At 72.0% G+C, this 17,285-nt stretch carries 13 protein-coding genes; 1 reads left to right on the top strand and 12 read right to left on the bottom strand.

What is annotated here, in order from left to right; genetic code table 11:
* Positions 1-54: 54 nt before the first annotated feature.
* The 3 genes from ACGFIB_RS01220 to gltB all read right to left on the bottom strand — a co-directional run bounded on the left by ACGFIB_RS01220 (position 55) and on the right by gltB (position 8,009).
* Positions 55-1,719 carry a S8 family peptidase gene (locus ACGFIB_RS01220; protein WP_393367713.1) on the bottom strand — a complete coding sequence of 555 codons (1,665 nt, stop codon included), beginning with the start codon at positions 1,717-1,719 and terminating at the stop codon, positions 55-57.
* Between the two features lie 192 nt (positions 1,720-1,911).
* A complete protein-coding gene (locus ACGFIB_RS01225) occupies positions 1,912-3,396 on the bottom strand; it encodes a glutamate synthase subunit beta (protein WP_142568714.1) in 1,485 nt (494 codons plus the stop codon).
* Between the two features lie 68 nt (positions 3,397-3,464).
* Entirely contained in the window at positions 3,465-8,009 is a 4,545-nt protein-coding gene (gltB, locus tag ACGFIB_RS01230; RefSeq protein ID WP_357240258.1) for a glutamate synthase large subunit, read from the bottom strand.
* Positions 8,010-8,167: 158 nt separating this feature from the next.
* Between gltB and ACGFIB_RS01235 the strand changes: the two genes are divergently transcribed.
* On the top strand, positions 8,168-9,760 hold the full coding sequence (locus tag ACGFIB_RS01235) for a bis-aminopropyl spermidine synthase family protein (RefSeq protein ID WP_393367716.1): 1,593 nt from the start codon (positions 8,168-8,170) through the stop codon (positions 9,758-9,760).
* 165 nt (positions 9,761-9,925) lie between these two features.
* Here ACGFIB_RS01235 and ACGFIB_RS01240 read toward each other — a convergent pair whose 3' ends face one another.
* The 9 genes from ACGFIB_RS01240 to trpB all read right to left on the bottom strand — a co-directional run bounded on the left by ACGFIB_RS01240 (position 9,926) and on the right by trpB (position 17,257).
* A complete protein-coding gene (locus ACGFIB_RS01240; protein ID WP_393367718.1) occupies positions 9,926-10,855 on the bottom strand; it encodes a hypothetical protein in 930 nt (309 codons plus the stop codon).
* Positions 10,852-11,571, bottom strand: a complete 720-nt coding sequence (locus ACGFIB_RS01245) for a VIT1/CCC1 transporter family protein (RefSeq protein ID WP_357022130.1) — start codon at positions 11,569-11,571, stop codon at positions 10,852-10,854. The genes ACGFIB_RS01240 and ACGFIB_RS01245 overlap by 4 nt, the downstream gene beginning before the upstream one ends.
* Complete coding sequence (lgt, locus tag ACGFIB_RS01250; RefSeq protein WP_357240249.1) at positions 11,568-12,644, bottom strand: prolipoprotein diacylglyceryl transferase; 1,077 nt, start codon at positions 12,642-12,644, stop codon at positions 11,568-11,570. The genes ACGFIB_RS01245 and lgt overlap by 4 nt, the downstream gene beginning before the upstream one ends.
* 169 nt (positions 12,645-12,813) lie before the next feature.
* Positions 12,814-13,311, bottom strand: a complete 498-nt coding sequence (locus tag ACGFIB_RS01255) for a hypothetical protein (RefSeq protein ID WP_393367721.1) — start codon at positions 13,309-13,311, stop codon at positions 12,814-12,816.
* Positions 13,312-13,345: 34 nt separating this feature from the next.
* Positions 13,346-13,507 carry a zinc ribbon-containing protein gene (locus ACGFIB_RS01260; protein WP_142568702.1) on the bottom strand — a complete coding sequence of 54 codons (162 nt, stop codon included), beginning with the start codon at positions 13,505-13,507 and terminating at the stop codon, positions 13,346-13,348.
* 222 nt (positions 13,508-13,729) lie between these two features.
* Positions 13,730-14,476, bottom strand: coding sequence for a DsbA family protein (locus ACGFIB_RS01265; RefSeq protein WP_229689646.1), 747 nt, complete (start codon positions 14,474-14,476; stop codon positions 13,730-13,732).
* Between the two features lie 51 nt (positions 14,477-14,527).
* A complete protein-coding gene (locus ACGFIB_RS01270) occupies positions 14,528-15,097 on the bottom strand; it encodes a DoxX family protein (RefSeq protein ID WP_357240241.1) in 570 nt (189 codons plus the stop codon).
* A 137-nt stretch (positions 15,098-15,234) separates the two neighbouring features.
* The gene (gene trpA / locus ACGFIB_RS01275; RefSeq protein WP_357258032.1) at positions 15,235-16,029 is read right to left on the bottom strand and encodes a tryptophan synthase subunit alpha; all 795 of its coding nucleotides are present in this window, start codon (positions 16,027-16,029) and stop codon (positions 15,235-15,237) included.
* Between the two features lie 22 nt (positions 16,030-16,051).
* Complete coding sequence (trpB, locus tag ACGFIB_RS01280) at positions 16,052-17,257, bottom strand: tryptophan synthase subunit beta (protein ID WP_223867119.1); 1,206 nt, start codon at positions 17,255-17,257, stop codon at positions 16,052-16,054.
* Positions 17,258-17,285: the final 28 nt, after the last annotated feature.

Consider the following 17,285-nt stretch of genomic DNA (forward strand, 5'->3'; position numbering starts at 1 on the left):
GAGAGAAGCACAGGGCAAGGCCCGGGCGGACCCGGGAAGAGCGCCCCGGAAGGCTCAGGGCGCGGCGGTGGCGGCCCGGGCGGCGTCGACCAGGCCGTGGCCGAAGAAGCCGTTCTTGGCCGTGGGCCCCTCGCAGACCTGGCTCTCGCCCGTGCCGTACCGGTAGGTGCGGGGCGCCGGGCAGCCCTTCGGCGTCGCCGTCGCGTACAGCAGGCGCTCCACCTGCGCGGGGTCCATCTGGAGCCCGCCCTTGCCCGGCTTGCCGAACCGGCCGATGATCAGCGCCGCCACCCCGGTGACGTGCGGCGCGGCCATTGAGGTGCCCTCCATGTACTGGTAGTAGGCGCACGTGCCGTGGTGACAGTCGCGGATCACCGAGGACGTCTTCGGCTTGCCCGCGGCGTCGATGAGGCCCTTGGCGCGCATGACGTTCTCGGGAGCGGCGGCCAGGATCTCCCGGCTCGTGCCCTTGAGGTCGGTGCCCCCGTCGAACATGTCGCCACCCGGCGCGGCGATGTCGGTCTGCTCGACGCCGTAGTCGGAGTACGACGCCTTGCGCCCGCCGGGGCCGACGGAGGACACCGAGATGACGCCGTCCAGCTCGGCCGGGACGTTGAGGCAGGTGTTGTCGACGGACCGCTTCTTCTCCACGCCCTTCGGGAAGTCGGGGCTGGAGGAGTCGGTCTTCACCTTGCCGAGGTCGAGGCCCTCGTTCCCGATCGCGCTGACGAGCGTGACGCCGTGCGCGCGGGCGTACTTGACCGCGCGGCGCATGCCCTCCAGGATCGCCCGCTGCTCCAGCTGCTCCCTGTTCGTGTCGCTCGGGTTGCTCGCGCAGTTGAACGTCCAGGGGTCCACGTAGAAGCTCATGTTGACCACGACGACGCCGACGTCGGCGGCGTATTCCAGGGCGTCCATGGTGGGCTTGAGGAAGAAGAAGCCCGAGTCGGTGCCGGCGCGGAGGTTGACCAGCGACACGTCGGGGGCCACCCCGCTGACGCCGATGCCGTTGATCGGCGAGCCGATGGTGCTCGCGACGTGGGTGCCGTGGCCGTCGTCGTCCACGTCGGCCGGGTCCTTGCAGCCCTTGTGCTCGCAGGGCCCGTCGAGCGCCTTACCGTTGTCGTCGGTCGGCTGGTCCACGACGAAGTTGCGGCTGAGCGCCCGGTTGAAGTTGGGCGCGATGTCGGGATGCCTGCCGTCGACGCCCGTGTCGATGACGCCCACCAGCACCTTGTGGCTGCCCCGGGCCTTGGCGTACGACCCGGCCGGGGTGGCGCCGATCATCTTCATGTCCCACTGGCGGCCGGAGAGCGGGTCGCCGCCCTGTGCTGACCTGACATGCGTCGCGGCCGACCGGGCGTGCTCGGCGGCCCCGACGTGCTCGGCCGACCGGACGCCGGAGGGCGCGGGCACGTCGGCGATCTTGCCGATGGGACGGTCGAGTGTCACGCCGATCACGGAGGGGTCGGCGCCGATCCTCTCGGGGTCGGACGCCCGCACGATGAGGTAGCCGAGCTTGTCGTCCCGCCCTTGGACCGTTCCTCCGGCCGCCTCGGCCGCCCGCTGCGCGGCGGCCGAGCCGCCGTCCTTGTAGAAGACCAGGTAGTTCTGCGCGGGCTCGGGCGCGGCCGCCGCCCCCGGCGGTGCCGCGGCCCCCAGCCCGCCGAGCAGCGTGATGGACATGATGGCCCCGGCGAGCCGCCCCCGTGCGTACAACGATCCTCCTCGATGGCGGGCCCCTGGTGCCGGGGCCCTCGTCCGGGCTCAGCATCCTCCCGGCAGCCGTATGCGCTCGCAACCCGGCCACCGAAATGGCATATGCCCGCTTTATCCCCTTGAGAGTGCCTGGCACGACCCAATCCCGGCGGCCGTGGTCCGGTCCCCTGGGACCACGGCCGCCGACATCCCTCAGACGAGAGGCCGCGCCGTCGGCGGAATGGGAACGGGCAGGACGGTCCGCCCGCTCAGGTGGCGGTCCACGGCCGCCGCCGCCGACCGGCCCTCGGCGATCGCCCACACGATCAGCGACTGGCCGCGGCCCATGTCACCGGCCGCGAACACGCCCTCGACCGACGTCTCGTACGACGCGTTCCTGGCCACGTTGCCCCGGGCGTCGAAGAACGACTCCGGGTCGCCGGACAGCGCCGCGAGGTCGTTCAGCAGCGGGCCCTTCTCCGGGCCGAGGAAGCCCATGGCGAGCGTCACCAGCTCGGCCGGGATCTCCCGCTCGGTGCCGGGGATCGGCGCGAACCCCGCCGCCGGGCCCTGGACCTCGACCAGGCGAAGCGCCCGCACGTTGCCCTCGTCGTCGCCGGCGAACCCGGTGGTGGACACCGCGTACACCCGGTCGCCCGCCCCGGCCTCCAGCTCCTCGTGCGCGCTCTCCATCTTGAACAGCATCGGGTAGGTCGGCCACGGCTGGCTGCCCGGACGGTCCACCGGCGGCCTTGGCATGATCTCCAGCTGGGTGACCGACAGGGCGCCCTGGCGGATCGCCGTGCCGATGCAGTCGGCGCCGGTGTCGCCGCCGCCGATCACGACGACGTGCTTGCCCTCGGCCGAGATCGGCGACTCGGCGTAGTCACCCTCCTGGGCCTTGTTCGAGGGCGGGAGATACTCCATCGCCTGGTAGACGCCCTTGAGCTCGCGGCCGGGCACCGGCAGGTCACGCCAGGCCGTGGCGCCGCCCGCCAGCACGACGGCGTCGAACTCCTCGCGGAGCCGGTCCACGGTGACGTCGACGCCGACGTCGACGCCGGTGCGGAACTCGGTGCCCTCGGCCTCCATCTGGGCGAGGCGGCGGTCGACGTGCCGCTTCTCCATCTTGAACTCGGGAATGCCGTAGCGGAGCAGCCCGCCGATCCGGTCGGCCCGCTCGAACACGACGACGTCGTGCCCGGCGCGGGTGAGCTGCTGCGCGGCGGCGAGGCCGGCCGGGCCCGAGCCGACGACCGCGACCTTCCTGCCCGTCTTGGCGGCGGGCGGCTGCGGCGTGACCCAGCCCTCGGCGAAGGCGCGGTCCACGATCTCGACCTCGACCCGCTTGATCGCGACCGGGTCGGAGTTGATGCCGAGGACGCACGCCGACTCGCACGGCGCGGGGCACAGGCGGCCGGTGAACTCGGGGAAGTTGTTGGTCGCGTGCAGCCGCTCGATCGCCTCACGCCAGTCGTCGCGGTAGACGAGGTCGTTCCACTCGGGGATGAGGTTCCCGAGCGGGCAGCCGTTGTGGCAGAACGGGATGCCGCAGTCCATGCAGCGGGCCGCCTGCTTGGCGAGCGCGGGCCGGGGGAAGTCCTCGTAGACCTCGCGCCAGTCGCGGATGCGGACGTCGACCGGGCGGCGCGCCGGCAGCTCGCGCCCGTGTGTCAGGAACCCCTTCGGGTCAGCCAACGGTGTTACCCCCCTCTATCCCTGCAGGGAAACGGTCACGGAAACGGTCGCGGTGATTCGCATCGGCGTCACCCGTGGGCGGCGGACATGACCGCCTCGTCGATGTCGCGGCCTTCGGCCTCGGCGGCGGCCCGCGCCCGCAGGACCCGCTTGTAGTCGGACGGCATGACCTTCCCGAACCGGCCGAGCGCGGCGTCCCAGTCGGCGAGCAGCGCCTTGGCCACCGTGGATCCGGTCTCCGCGAAGTGCTTGTCGACGATCTCCCGCAGGAACTCGGCGTCGTCGTCGTCCAGCGCCTCCAGCTCGACCATCTCGCGGTTGACCCGCTCGGGCCGCAGGTCGAGCACGTACGCGACGCCGCCCGACATACCGGCCGCGAAGTTGCGGCCGGTCGGCCCAAGGACGACGACCCGGCCGCCGGTCATGTACTCGCAGCCGTGGTCGCCGACGCCTTCCACGACGGCGGTCGCGCCGGAGTTGCGCACGCAGAACCGCTCGCCCACGACACCGCGGACGAAGACCTCGCCGGACGTCGCGCCGTACAGGCCGACGTTGCCGGAGATGACCTGCGTCTCGGCCTCGAACGGCGCATCGGGGTGCGGGCGGACGATGACGCGGCCCCCCGACAGGCCCTTGCCGAGGTAGTCGTTGGCGTCGCCGGTCAGCCGCAGCGTGATGCCGCGCGGCACGAACGCGCCGAACGAGTTGCCCGCCGAGCCGGTGAACGACACGTCGATCGTGTTGTCCGGCAGGCCGGCCCCGCCGTACCGCTTGGTCACCTCGTGGCCGAGCATCGTGCCGACCGTGCGGTTGACGTTGCGGATGGGCAGCTCCAGCGTGACCGGGTCGCCGAAGTTCAGCGCGCCCTCGGCGAGCTGGATCAGCGTGTTGTCCAGCGCCTTGTCGAGCCCGTGGTCCTGGTCGACGACCTTGCGCCGCGGGGTGCCCTCGGGCAGCTCGGGCTGGTGCAGGATCGGCGACAGGTCGAGGCCGGAGGCCTTCCAGTGGTCGACCGCCCGGGTGGTGTCGAGCAGGTCGGCCCGCCCGATGACCTCGTCGAGCGAGCGGTAGCCGAGCTCGGCGAGGTACTCCCGCACCTCCTGGGCGATGAACTCGAAGAAGTTCACCACGAACTCGGGCTTGCCGCTGAACCGCTTGCGCAGCTCGGGGTTCTGGGTGGCCACGCCCACCGGGCAGGTGTCGAGGTGGCAGACCCGCATCATGACGCAGCCGGAGACGACCAGCGGAGCGGTGGCGAAGCCGTACTCCTCGGCGCCGAGCAGCGCCGCGATGACCACGTCGCGACCGGTCTTGAGCTGGCCGTCGGCCTGGACGACGATGCGGTCGCGCAGTCCGTTGAGCAGCAGCGTCTGCTGGGTCTCGGCCAGACCGAGCTCCCAGGGCGCGCCCGCGTGCTTGACCGAGGTCAGCGGGGAGGCGCCGGTGCCGCCGTCGTGGCCGGAGATCAGCACGACGTCGGCGTGGGCCTTGCTGACGCCCGCCGCCACGGTCCCGACCCCGACCTCGGCCACCAGCTTCACGTGGACGCGGGCGCGCGGGTTGGAGTTCTTCAGGTCGTGGATGAGCTGAGCCAGGTCCTCGATCGAGTAGATGTCGTGGTGCGGCGGCGGGGAGATGAGGCCGACGCCGGGCGTGGAGTGCCGGGTCCTGGCGATCCACGGGTACACCTTGTGGCCGGGAAGCTGGCCGCCCTCGCCGGGCTTGGCGCCCTGCGCCATCTTGATCTGCAGGTCGTCGGCGTTGACGAGGTATTCGCTGGTCACGCCGAAGCGGCCGGAGGCCACCTGCTTGATCGCGCTGCGCCGCTCGGGGTCGTACAGCCGCTCGGGGTCCTCGCCGCCCTCACCGGTGTTCGACTTGGCGCCGAGCCGGTTCATCGCGATGGCCAGCGTCTCGTGCGCCTCCATGGAGATGGAGCCGTACGACATGGCGCCGGTGGAGAACCGCTTGACGATCGACTCGACCGGCTCGACCTCGTCGATCGGCACGGGCGCGCCGGCGGGACGCAGCCGGAACAGGCCGCGCAGCGTCATGAGCTTCTCGGACTGCCCGTCCACCAGGGACGTGTACTCCTTGAAGATCTCGTAGCGCCGGGTGCGGGTGGAGTGCTGCAGCTTGAAGACGGTGGTCGGGTTGAACAGGTGCGGCTCGCCCTCGCGGCGCCACTGGTACTCGCCGCCGACCTCCAGCCGCCGGTGCGGGTTCTCCGCACGGGGGTAGGCCCGCGCGTGCCGCTCCAGCGCCTCCTCGGCCAGCACGTCGAAGCCGACGCCGCCGAGCCGGGAGGTGGTGCCGGCGAAGCACTGCTCGATGACCTCGGCGCCGAGGCCGAGGGCCTCGAAGATCTGCGCGCCGGTGTAGGAGGCGACCGTGGACACGCCCATCTTGGACATGACCTTCACCACGCCCTTGCCGTACGCCTTGATCAGGTTGCGCACGGCCTTGCGCGGGTCCAGTTCGAGGATGCCGAGTTCCCCGCACATGTCCTCGACCGTCTCCAGCGCGAGGTACGGGTTGATCGCGCTGGCGCCGTAGCCGATGAGCAGGGCCATGTGGTGGCACTCGCGGGCCTCGCCGGTCTCGATCACGAGGCCGACCCGGGTGCGGGACTTCTCCCGGATGAGGTGGTGGTGCACGGCGCCGGTGAGCAGCAGCGACGGGATCGGCGCCTTCTCGCGGGAGGACCCGCGGTCGGACAGCACGATGATCCGCGCGCCGTCCTCGATGGCCCGGGAGACCTCCAGGCGGATCTCCTCCAGCCGCCGCACCAGCGCCTCGCCGCCGCCGGCCGCGTCGAACAGGCCGGACACGACGTGCGGCTGGAAGCCGGGCAGCGCGCCCTCGTCGTTGATGTGGACGATCTTGGCGAGCTCGTCGTTGTCGATCACCGGGTAGGGCAGCACGAGCCGGCGGCACGAGGCCGGGCCGGGGTCGAGCAGGTTGCCCTCCGGGCCGATCGTCGACTGCAGCGAGGTGACGAGCTCCTCGCGGATGGCGTCCAGCGGCGGGTTGGTGACCTGCGCGAACAGCTGGCTGAAGTAGTCGAACAGCAGCCTCGGCTTCTCGCTCAGCACGGCCACCGGGGTGTCGGTGCCCATCGAGCCGATCGGCTCGGCGCCGTTCTTGGCCATCGGCGTGAGGATGACCCGCAGCTCCTCCTCGGTGTAGCCGAAGGTCTGCTGCCGCTTGACCAGCGCCTCGTGGGTGGGGTGCTCGTGCTCGCGCTCGGGCAGCTCCTCGAAGCGGACCAGGCCCGCGTGCAGCCACTCGCCGTACGGCTGGGAGGCGGCGAGCTCGGCCTTGATCTCGTCGTCCTCGATGATCCGGCCGCGCGCGGTGTCCACCAGGAACATGCGGCCCGGCTGCAGGCGGCCCTTGCGGACGATCTTCTCCTGCGGGATGTCGCACAGCACGCCCGCCTCGGAGGCGAGCACGACCAGGCCGTCGTCGGTGACCCAGAACCGGCCCGGGCGCAGGCCGTTGCGGTCGAGGACCGCGCCGACCAGCGTGCCGTCGGAGAAGGTGATGGACGCGGGGCCGTCCCACGCCTCCATGAGGGTGGAGTGGAACTCGTAGAAGGCCCGGCGGGCCGGGTCCATCTCGGTGTGGTTCTCCCACGCCTCCGGGATCATCATCAGCACGGCGTGCGGCAGCGACCGGCCGCCGAGGTGCAGCAGCTCCAGCGTCTCGTCGAACGAGGCGGTGTCGGAGCCGTCGGGGTCGCAGATCGGGAACAGTCGCCGCAGGTCGCCCGGGATCAGGCCGGTGGCGAGCATGGCCTCGCGGGCGCGCATCCAGTTGCGGTTGCCGCGCACGGTGTTGATCTCACCGTTGTGGGCGATGTACCGGTACGGGTGGGCCAGCGGCCAGGAGGGGAAGGTGTTGGTCGAGAAGCGCGAGTGGACCAGCGCGATGGCACTGACGTAGCGCTCGTCGGACAGGTCGGCGAAGAACGGCTCGACCTGCAGCGAGGTGAGCATGCCCTTGTAGACGATGGTCCGCGAGGACAGCGAGGAGAAGTAGACGTCCGCCTCGTGCTCGGCCCGCTTGCGGAAGGCGAACACGATGCGGTCGAGGTCGACGCCGCTCTCGCCGCCGGGCGAGGTCACGAACAGCTGCGCGAAGTGCGGCATGACCGCGCGCGCGGTGGCGCCGGGCAGTTCGCGGTCCACCGGCAGGCCGCGCCAGCCGAGGATGGTCACGCCCTCCTCGGCGGCGATCTGCTCGATGAGGCCGATCGTGGTCTGCCTGGCCTGCTCGTCCAGCGGCAGGAACGCGGTGCCCGCGGCGTACGCGCCCTCGGGCGGCAGCGGGCTGTGCCATCCCAAATCGGCCACGACCTCGCGGAAGAACGCGTCGGGGATCTGGGTGAGGATGCCCGCTCCGTCGCCGGTGTCCGGCTCGCTGCCGCTCGCACCCCGGTGATCGAGGTTGCGGAGCGCGGTCAGTGCCTTGGCGACGATGTCGTAGCTGCGGCGACCGGCGACATCGGCCACCATGGCTACGCCACAGGCGTCGTGCTCGAATCCGGGGTCGTAGAGTCCCTGGGGCTCGGGGAGACCTCCGGGAAGGCCAAGGCGGGCAGCAGGCATGTAGTCACTCCCGTCGTCAACGTCTGCGTGGAACAGAGGGACGACGCTGGCCCTGCTGCGGTTGTAGTGCTTAGAGATTACAACACGCTGCCGGAATAGTGCCCCCCAGGTCCGCTTCGCGAACCTTCACAGGTCAGCGCCGTGGATATGGTTTGCGCATGAGTGGTCATGAGGCGATCGACGAACTGCTGGCGGAGGCCGGCGTGGACGGCCTGCGCCTGCGCGGAGCGCTGGCGCTCCTGTCCGGCGGCCGCTGGTGGACCCTGGGCGACCTGGTCAGGGAGACCGCGACGTCGCGGCGGACGATCGAGTCGCTGCTGCGTGTGCTCCCCCTTGAGCACAGCGGCGACCGTGTCCGTATTCCCAGTGATCAGGTCAACCGCTACAACGTCAGTATTGTTACGGATATTTCCGGTCTTGGGAATCCGGTCGCCGGAATGGTCGCGGAGCACTCCGCGACGCTCGAACGCCTGGAGACGCTGATCGCCGGGGCCCCCCGGGGACGGCACGCGCTCGACCACGTCTCCGCGACCGCCGAGACCGTGCTGCGCCGCGCCCTCCTGCTGGGGCGGCGGTTCTGGCTGCCCGGCGCCCGCCTGCTGTGCGTCGGCGACCACGACCTGACCTCGCTCGCCGTGCGGATGATCCATCCCGAGGCCGAGGTCGCCGTGGCCGACGTCGACGACCGCATCCTCGAGTACATCGACGCCCAGGACCTGGGGGTGCGCACCCGCTGGACCGACCTGCGCCTCGGCCTGCCCCCGTCGCTGCGCGGCTGGGCCGACCTCGCGATCACCGACCCGCCGTACACGCCCGAGGGGATCGGGCTGTTCGCCGCCCGCGCCGCCGAGGGCCTGCGCGACCGCGACCGGGGACGGATCCTCGTGGCGTACGGCGCCTCGGAGCGCACCCCGATGCTCGCGCTGAAGGTACAAAAAGCCCTCTTCGACCTCAACTTGCTAAACGAGGCGATATTTCCGCACTTCAACCGGTATCACGGGGCGGAGGCGATCGGCAGCGCGGCGGACCTGTACGTCCTGCGGCCCACCACGAAGACGTGGCCGGCGATCGCCGCCCGGCTCGACCGCCTCGCCACGGCCATATACACCCAGGGCCCCCAGGCGGTCGAGTCAGCCCCGGCGGCGCCGCCGGACGAGGCGGCCGTGACCGCGTTCGGACCGGACCTGCTCGCCGGAGACTGGCCGCGCGGCCTGCTGCCGCAGGTGCCGCGCACCCGGCTCGCCACCCTGCTGGCCAAGCCGTACGCCGCCGACCCCGAAAGGGTGGCGATCGCCCTGCCGGCGGGGCTGGAGGCCGCGCTGCCCCGCCTGCTGCTCGCGACGCGCGCCCGGCATGTACGCGTGCTCACCGCGGGCCCGGTGGCGGACACGGTCGCCGACCTGCCCGAGCTCGCCGACCTGCTCGCCCCCGTCTATCGCCTGACCGCCGCGCCTCCGGAAGCGGGCCACGCCCTCGACGCCGTACGGCTCTCGCCCCCGGACGGCGGACCGGACCGGGTGGTGCGCAGGATCATGGACAGCGCCCACGGCAAGGTCGCCAACACCTGGCGCGAGGCGCTCACCGAGCCCGGGGCGACAGGATCGGCAGGGGCGGCAGGGCTCACCAAGCGGCAGGCCAGGGCCGCCGTCGAGGAGGCCGCGCCCTGGGCCCTCGACGCCACCCTGCTGGAGCTCCCCCTCCACCGCCTCGCCTGGATGAGGGCGCGAATCGACGCTCCCAGCCCGGCCTGACGACACCGGGCCGGGCGGATCGCGCCGAATGCGTCGCGCTGGTCCCACAGTGCCGACCTACCCGCGCCGGTCCTACCGCGCCAATCTGCCGCACCGCCCCCACAGCGCCCACCTGCCGCGCTGGTCCTACCGCGCGGGGCTGCCGTGTGGGGCTGCCGCGCCGGGCTATCGCGCGGCGGGGACGGACGGCTCCACGGACGTGCTCGCGCCGGGCGCGGACACGGCAGGAGAGGCGCCCGGCTCGGAGGGGGGCTCCTCGGTGGGCTGGGCGGTGTCGGCGGGGCCCGGCGGCTGCGCGGGGTCCGACGGCACCCCGGTCACCTTGACCACGCGGCGGAACAATGCCTTCTCGGCCTCCCGCGCGGCCAGGCCGAGCATGATGAAGTCGTCCTTCTCCCCCGGCTCCGCCCCGTCGGCACGGCCGATCCAGGTCACCCCGAGGTAGTGCCCCAGGACGTAGGCGTTCGCCTCGCTGTAGGCGCCGAACTTCGCCCGCGACGACTCCAGCGGCTGCACCCAGGCGCCCCGGTAGAGCGACTCCATCGACTTCGCCAGCGACTGGGCCGCCGTGGCGTCCGTGAGGTTGAACAGGGTGTACTGCGTGACGTACATCCCGTCGGCGGTGGCGTACAGGCCGCGGACGGCCTGACCGCATCCGGCCTCGGCCAGGGCCTCGCTGAGGTCGGCGCCCCACACGGCGCCCGCGCAGGCCTGGTCCAGACGGCTGGCCAGTCTGCGCAGCGTGACCTTCCCGGCCGTGAACGTCCGCGCGCCGAACACCTCCTGGACGGTCAGCGGCGCGGTGTCGGCCTTCCTGTCGGCGATCGGGGCCAGTTCCTTGAGGGACGGCCAGGACTGGAAGGACGCGGGCAGGCCCTCCCCCGGCACCTCGCCCGACCCCTGCGCCGACTGCGACTGCCCGCCCCCGATCGCGTTGACCACCAGCGTCAGCACCAGGGCGATCGCCAGCACTCCCCCAGCGGTGACCGACCACACGACCACACGCTGCTGCCGGTCGTCCAGCCCCAGATCGGCGAGGGCGGCCCCGGTCCGCCCCTCGGCCTGCGCGGACGAGCGGCGCTTACGCTTGGTCATAGACCGCCGGTTCCAATCAGCGAGCCCAGGCCCCAGGTCAGCGCCGCCGCCACGGCCCCCACCAGGAGCTGGCGCAGGCCGCTGAACCACCAACTGCGGGCCGTCACCCGGGAGACCACGGCGCCCGCGGCGAACAACGCCACCATCGACACCGCGGCGGAGATCCACAGCCCCCGCACGCCCAGCAGGTAGGGCAGGAGCGGGACCAGCGCGCCGAGGCTGAACGACAGAAACGACGACACGGCGGCCAGCACGGGCGAGGGCAGGTCGTCGGGGTCCACGCCCAGCTCGGCCCGCGTGTGGACCGCCAGGGCCTCATCCGGGTTCCGGGAGATCTGCCGGGCGACCTCTCTGGCGGTCTCCGGGTCCACACCCCGTTGCTCGTACATCCGGGCGAGCTCGGCCTCCTCGGCCTCGGGGTGCCGCTCCAGCTCCCGGCGCTCGACGGCGATCTCCGCCTGGGCGAGCTCGCGCTGGCTGGCGACCGACACGTACTCGCCGCCCGCCATGGAGAACGCTCCGGCGGCCAGGCCGGCGATGCCGGCGAGGGCGACGATCCTGGTCTCCGCGGTGCCGCCGGCGACACCCGCGATCAGCGCGAAGTTGGAGACCAGCCCGTCCATCGCGCCGAAGACCGCGGGGCGTAACCAGCCGCCGGTGACGTCCCGGTGCTCGTGGTGAATCTCGGCCCGCGCCCCCGTCGTGGCCCCCGTCATCGCTGGCCGGCCTCTGGTTCCACCGCCGCGCCGTCGCTCGCCGCGCCCGCTCTCGCGGTCGCCGCCGGTGTGCCGGAACCCGGCTCGCCGTCCGGTGGGGGCGGATCGCCGGCGCCGCCTGGCGTCTCCCGGTCCTCCCGCTCGTCGTCGCGCAGGAGTTCCGGCTCGTCGGCCTGGTCCCGCCCGTGGCCGGGGTCGGCCTGGTCCCCCCCATGGGCGAGGTCGCCGTTGTCCGCGCCGGTGTCGCCGGCCTGCACGCCCAGCGGCTCCTCGCCCTTGCGGTTGCGGGCCAGCCACAGGTACGCCAGGGCGCACAGGAAGATGACGACCGAGGTCCACTGGTTCAGCCGCAGGCCGAGAATGTGGTGGGCGGGGTCCACCCGCAGCCCCTCGATCCAGAACCGGCCGAGCGTGTAGCCCGCGACGTACAGCGCGAACACCCGGCCGTGCCGCAGGCTGAACCGGCGGGCGGCCAGGATCAGCACACCGGCGAGCGCGAGGTCCCACAGCGACTCGTACAGGAACGCCGGGTGGTAGGTGGTCGCGCCGGGGATGGTTCCCGGGCGGCCCGGCTCGATCTCCAGGCCCCACGGGAGGCTCGTGGGGCCGCCGAACAGCTCCTGGTTGAAGTAGTTCCCCCACCGGCCGATGGCCTGGGCCACGGCGACGCCGGGGGCGAGGGTGTCGGCGATGGCGGTGAAGGAGATGCCGCGCCGGCGGCAGGCGATCCAGACGCCGAGCGCGCCGAGGGCGATCGCGCCCCAGATGCCGAGGCCGCCCTCCCAGATGAACAACGCGTCGATCGGCCGCTTGGGCGCATCCGAGCCGAAGTAGATCTGCCAGTCGGTGATGACGTGATAAAGGCGTCCGCCGACAAGGCCGAACGGCACGGCCCAGACCGCGAGGTCGGTGATCGTCCCGGGGGCGCCGCCACGGGCGCGCCAGCGGCGTTCGCCGATCCAGACGGCGACGATGACGCCGAGCACGATGCACAACGCATACGCGCGGATCGGGATCGGTCCGAGATTCCAGACCCCCTGTGACGGGCTGGGAATCGAGGCGAGGAGGGGCATGTAACGTGACGTTACCGCAAGAGAGGGCGGGCCCGGAGCGAGGTGCGGGCAACCGTCCCGCGACCTGCGCCGACCACTCGCCGCACCGCGCTCAGGGCCCGGCGGCGGGTGCCCCGCGGAGGGCGGCCAGGCGCGCGGCGAGGTCCCCCAGGCCCGGATGTTCGCAGCGTCAGAGCTGCTCGCGCACGCCCGCCTCGCGCGCCGGCCCCTTCGTCCGGTCGCGCAGGTCGCCCCGGCCCGCCGTACGGGCCCGGCCGAGGCGGGCCACGGGGAGGAGCGCGCGCCCGTGCGCGTCCTCCAGCTCGAACGCCAGGGCGGCGTAGTAGGCGACGACCGCGAGCACCAGACCGGCGACGCCCGCCGTGGTCCTCCATTCCGCGGACGCGGTGAGCTCGTAGACGCCGGTGATCGCGAACCTGGCGGCGGACATCCCCATCACGGCGGCGGCCACCAGCTTGGGCAGGCCCGCGAGGGCCGGGACGAGCATCGCCTTGGGCAGGCCCGCGAGGGCCGGGACGAGCATCGCCGCGGCGGCCGTGAGCAGGACGACGCCCAGCGCCGCGCTGGTGGTTCCGGGAGCGGAGATGAGCGTGACGCCGCCGATCACCGCCCACGTGCCGGAAAGGACGCCCATCGCGGCCCCGGCCACCGAATCGCGGGGGCTCATCGCCCCGGCGGCACCGGCATCGGCCGCCGCCCGGTTACGAGCGGTTGTCCGGCTCTTGGGTGCGGCTGTCGAACTCGGTGTGGCCGTTCGGGCACTTAGGGATCGTGTCGCCCTCGCGGACGGGCACCTTCTCCCCGCAGACGGCGCAGTGGAAGACGCCGGTCTTGCGGGCCTTCTCACCGGTGTGGGCGGGCACGGCGCCTCCTCGCTCAGCTCATCGCGGCGGAACCGCTCGTGGCGGGCGCGGGCGGGACGCTGGTCGGACCGGCCCCTCCTTCACCCTGTGCGGAGCTCGTGACATCGCGCTCGATACCCCCGTCACAGGAGAACCACGCGGCCCTTGCCCGATTCTTGGCCGGCGCGGGACGGGCGCAGGCCGGGCGCGGGACGGCCCACCGGGGGGCCGTCCCGCGGGAGGTCACTTGCCGGCCTTCTCCACCGCGTCGCGCAGCGAGCTCGGCGCGAAGGCGACATTGGTGTCGAGTTCCTTGCCGTCGAGCTTGACGGTCGGCGTGCCGCTCAGCTTCTGCGCGCTCATGGTCTGCGCGGAGAACTGCTGGTGCGCGGCGACGTTGCGCTGCTGCCGTACGCAGTTGTCGAAGTCCTCGGCGGTGACGCCGGCCTGCTTGCCCCACTTGATCAGCTCGTCGGCGCTGAACCCGGACACGGTCTCGCTCGGCTGGTTCTTGTAGAGCGCGTCATGGAACGCCAGCCACTGCCGGCCGTCGGTGATGCAGCGGGCGGCGGAGGCCGCGCGCAGGGAGTTGCCCTTGGTCGGCTCCTCCGTGAAGATCGTGATCGGGTGATACACGACCTTGGCCTTGCCCTCGGCGGCCAGGTTCTTCAGCGTCGAGCCGCTGGTCTCCTCGAACTGCTTGCACGCGGGGCACTGGAAGTCCTCGAACACGTCGACCACGGGCTTGGTCACGCCGGAATTGGCCATCACGACCGTTCCGTCCTTCTCCACGGTGACGGGAGCGGCGTTCCCCGAGGCCTCCTCCGCGCTTCCCTGCCGCACCGACCACACCGTGAAGGCGACGGCGATCACAGCGATCACAGCGATGGTGACGATCATCGTGATGCGCTTGCGCTGCTCCTGCTTGCGCAAGGTCTCCCGCTGGGCCGCGATCCGGGCCCTGGCCGCCTCACTCGTCCGCTTGCTCACGAAGCTTCCCCCCTGGCTGTCTTCTCGGCGACGTTCCGCGGTCGTCCGCGGTCACGCACCGTCGTCCTCCCCGCCGTCCGAGTCGTCCTCGTCCGCCGTTTCCCGCTCCCCCGTGAAGCCCAGCGCGGAGTCCAGCGACAGGCGGCCCGCCGGTCTGACCGCTATCCACGCCGCGCAGACCAGCAGCCCGAGGTCGCGCATCAGCTCCCAGAAGTAATTGGGGTCCTGTCCCGCGGCGAGGGTGCCGTCACCGCCGAAGCAGCCGCAGTCGATGCGCAGTCCCCTGGCCCAGGCGGACGCGATGCCGATGACGAACGCCACCATCAGCACCCCGCCGACGATCGCCACCGCCCGCGTGAACAGGCCGACGAGCAGCAACAGGCCCGTGATGATCTCCAGGACGGGCAGGCCGTACCCCACCACCTGCGCGACGGAGTCCGGCAGGAGCTGGTAGGCCCGCACCGCCTGCACCGACAACGCGGGCGCTCCGATCTTGAGCGCCCCAGCGACGATCAGTACAGCGGCGAGCACGACCCGTGCGGCGGTCGTGACCCAGGAGAGCACGGGTTTCGCGGGCTGTAACCGTTCGGACACCGAGGCGCCGGATGCCAACTGAACCATGAGTCTCCTCGCCCGGTAGGCAACACCGACTGAACAGTACCGGGACTCAACCTCACCATGTGCTGGATAAGAGCATGGTAAGCCGCCTCATCTCGCCTGCTCACGGCGCATGTACGGGAAGGAAACCCCAGGGCGCCTCAGCGTCGGACACCCCGGGCTAGTTCGGACGCGAGCTCACGTACCGCCGCGAGACCGGACTTCTCGTCGGGAGCGTCGAGCAGGCGCCGGATGAAGGCGGACCCGACGATGACGCCGTCGGCGTACGCCGCGACCTCGGCGGCCTGAGCGCCGTTCCCGACGCCGAGCCCGACGCAGACGGGCAGCGACGTGTTCGCCTTGGTCCGCTTGACCAGACCCTCCGCCGCCGCGCCGACGGTCTCCCTGGCGCCGGTCACGCCCATCAGCGAGGCCGCGTAGACGAAGCCCGTGCAGCAGGCGGCGACCCGGGCGATCCGCTCGTCCGGCGAGCTGGGCGCGACGAGGAAGACCGTGTCGATGCCGGCCTCCTTGCTCGCGGCGAGCCAGGGCTCGGACTCCTCGGGCGTCAGGTCCGGCGTGATGGTCCCGACGCCGCCCGCCGAGGCGAGGTCGCGGGCGAATCGCTCGGCGCCGTAGCGGTCGATCGGGTTCCAGTACGTCATGACCAGCGTCGCGGCCCCCGACTTCGCCACGCCCTCGACGGTGCGCAGCACGTCGGCGATGCGGGTGCCGTTGATCAGCGACCGGTGCACGGCGTCCTGGATGGTCGGGCCGTCCATGAGCGGATCGGAGTACGGCAGGCCGATCTCGATCACGTCGCAGCCGGCCTCGACCATCGCGGTCGCCGCGGCGACCGCGCCGTCCTTGGTCGGGAACCCGGCCGGGAGGTAGCCGACCAGCGCGGCCCTGTCCTCGGCGCGGGCCTTGTCGAACACCGCGTGGAGTGTCGTCATCGGGATGCCCTATCGATGCTGATCAGAGGTTGAAGTACTTCATGGCGGTGCCCATGTCCTTGTCACCGCGGCCCGACAGATTCACCAGGATGACGGCGTCCGGGCCGAGCTCGCGGCCCAGCCGCAGCGCGCCCGCGAGCGCGTGCGAGGACTCGATGGCCGGGATGATGCCCTCGGTGCGGGCGAGCAGGGCGAAGGCCTGCATGGCCTCCTCGTCGGTCACGCCCTCGTAGGTGGCCCGGCCGGTGTCCTTCAGCCACGCGTGCTCCGGGCCCACGCCGGGGTAGTCGAGGCCGGCCGAGATCGAGTGCGACTCGATCGTCTGGCCCTCCTCGTCCTGCAGGACGTAGGTGCGCGAGCCGTGCAGCACGCCGACGCTGCCCTCGGTCAGGGTCAGCGCGTGCTCGCCGGATTCCAAGCCCCGGCCGCCGGCCTCGTAGCCGTACAGCCGGACGCCCTCGTCCTCGATGAAGGCGTGGAAGACGCCGATGGCGTTCGAGCCGCCGCCGACGGCGGCGCAGACCGCGTCCGGCAGCTTGCCGGTGAGCTCCAGCATCTGACGGCGGGCCTCGACGCCGATGATCCGGGCGAAGTCCCGCACGATCTCCGGGAACGGGTGCGGACCGGCGACGGTGCCGAACAGGTAGTGGGTGTGGTCGACGTTGGTGACCCAGTCGCGGAACGCCTCGTTGATGGCGTCCTTGAGGGTCTGGCTGCCGTTGGTGACCGGCACGACCGTCGCGCCGAGGAGCTTCATCCTGGCGACGTTGAGCGCCTGGCGCTCACAGTCGACCGCGCCCATGTAGATGACGCACTCCAGGCCCATGAGCGCCGCGGCGGTGGCGGTGGCGACGCCGTGCTGGCCCGCGCCGGTCTCCGCGATGACGCGCCGCTTGCCCAGCCGCTTGGTCAGCAGCGCCTGGCCGAGCACGTTGTTGATCTTGTGCGCGCCCGTGTGGGTCAGGTCCTCGCGCTTGAGCACGATCCGCGCGCCGCCCGCGTGCTCGGCGAAGCGCGGCACCTCGGTCAGCGTCGTGGGACGGCCTGCGTAGGTGCGCAACAGATGGTCGAACTCGCGCAGGAAGTCCAGGTCGGTCTTGGCCTTCTCGTACTCCGCGGCGACCTCGTCGAGGGCCGGGATGAGCGCCTCCGGCACGTATCTGCCGCCGAACCTGCCGAACTTGCCGTGGACGTCCGGGTCGTTTCCGTGGACCCCGTTGCCGGCCAGGTCGGCGGAGGTGAGGATGGTCCCCTCC

The sequence above is a fragment of the Microbispora bryophytorum genome, assembly GCF_043197435.1.
GTDB lineage: Bacteria > Actinomycetota > Actinomycetes > Streptosporangiales > Streptosporangiaceae > Microbispora > Microbispora bryophytorum.

What these genes read in the sequence shown, in the direction of transcription:
- lgt (WP_357240249.1), bottom strand. Translation starts at nt 12,644, where the DNA reads ATGCCCCTCCTCGCCTCGATTCCCAGCCCGTCACAGGGGGTCTGGAAT.
- trpA (WP_357258032.1), bottom strand. Translation starts at nt 16,029, where the DNA reads ATGACGACACTCCACGCGGTGTTCGACAAGGCCCGCGCCGAGGACAGG.
- ACGFIB_RS01255 (WP_393367721.1), bottom strand. Translation starts at nt 13,311, where the DNA reads ATGAGCCCCCGCGATTCGGTGGCCGGGGCCGCGATGGGCGTCCTTTCC.
- ACGFIB_RS01245 (WP_357022130.1), bottom strand. Translation starts at nt 11,571, where the DNA reads ATGACGGGGGCCACGACGGGGGCGCGGGCCGAGATTCACCACGAGCAC.
- gltB (WP_357240258.1), bottom strand. Translation starts at nt 8,009, where the DNA reads ATGCCTGCTGCCCGCCTTGGCCTTCCCGGAGGTCTCCCCGAGCCCCAG.
- ACGFIB_RS01235 (WP_393367716.1), top strand. Translation starts at nt 8,168, where the DNA reads ATGAGTGGTCATGAGGCGATCGACGAACTGCTGGCGGAGGCCGGCGTG.
- ACGFIB_RS01270 (WP_357240241.1), bottom strand. Translation starts at nt 15,097, where the DNA reads ATGGTTCAGTTGGCATCCGGCGCCTCGGTGTCCGAACGGTTACAGCCC.
- ACGFIB_RS01240 (WP_393367718.1), bottom strand. Translation starts at nt 10,855, where the DNA reads ATGACCAAGCGTAAGCGCCGCTCGTCCGCGCAGGCCGAGGGGCGGACC.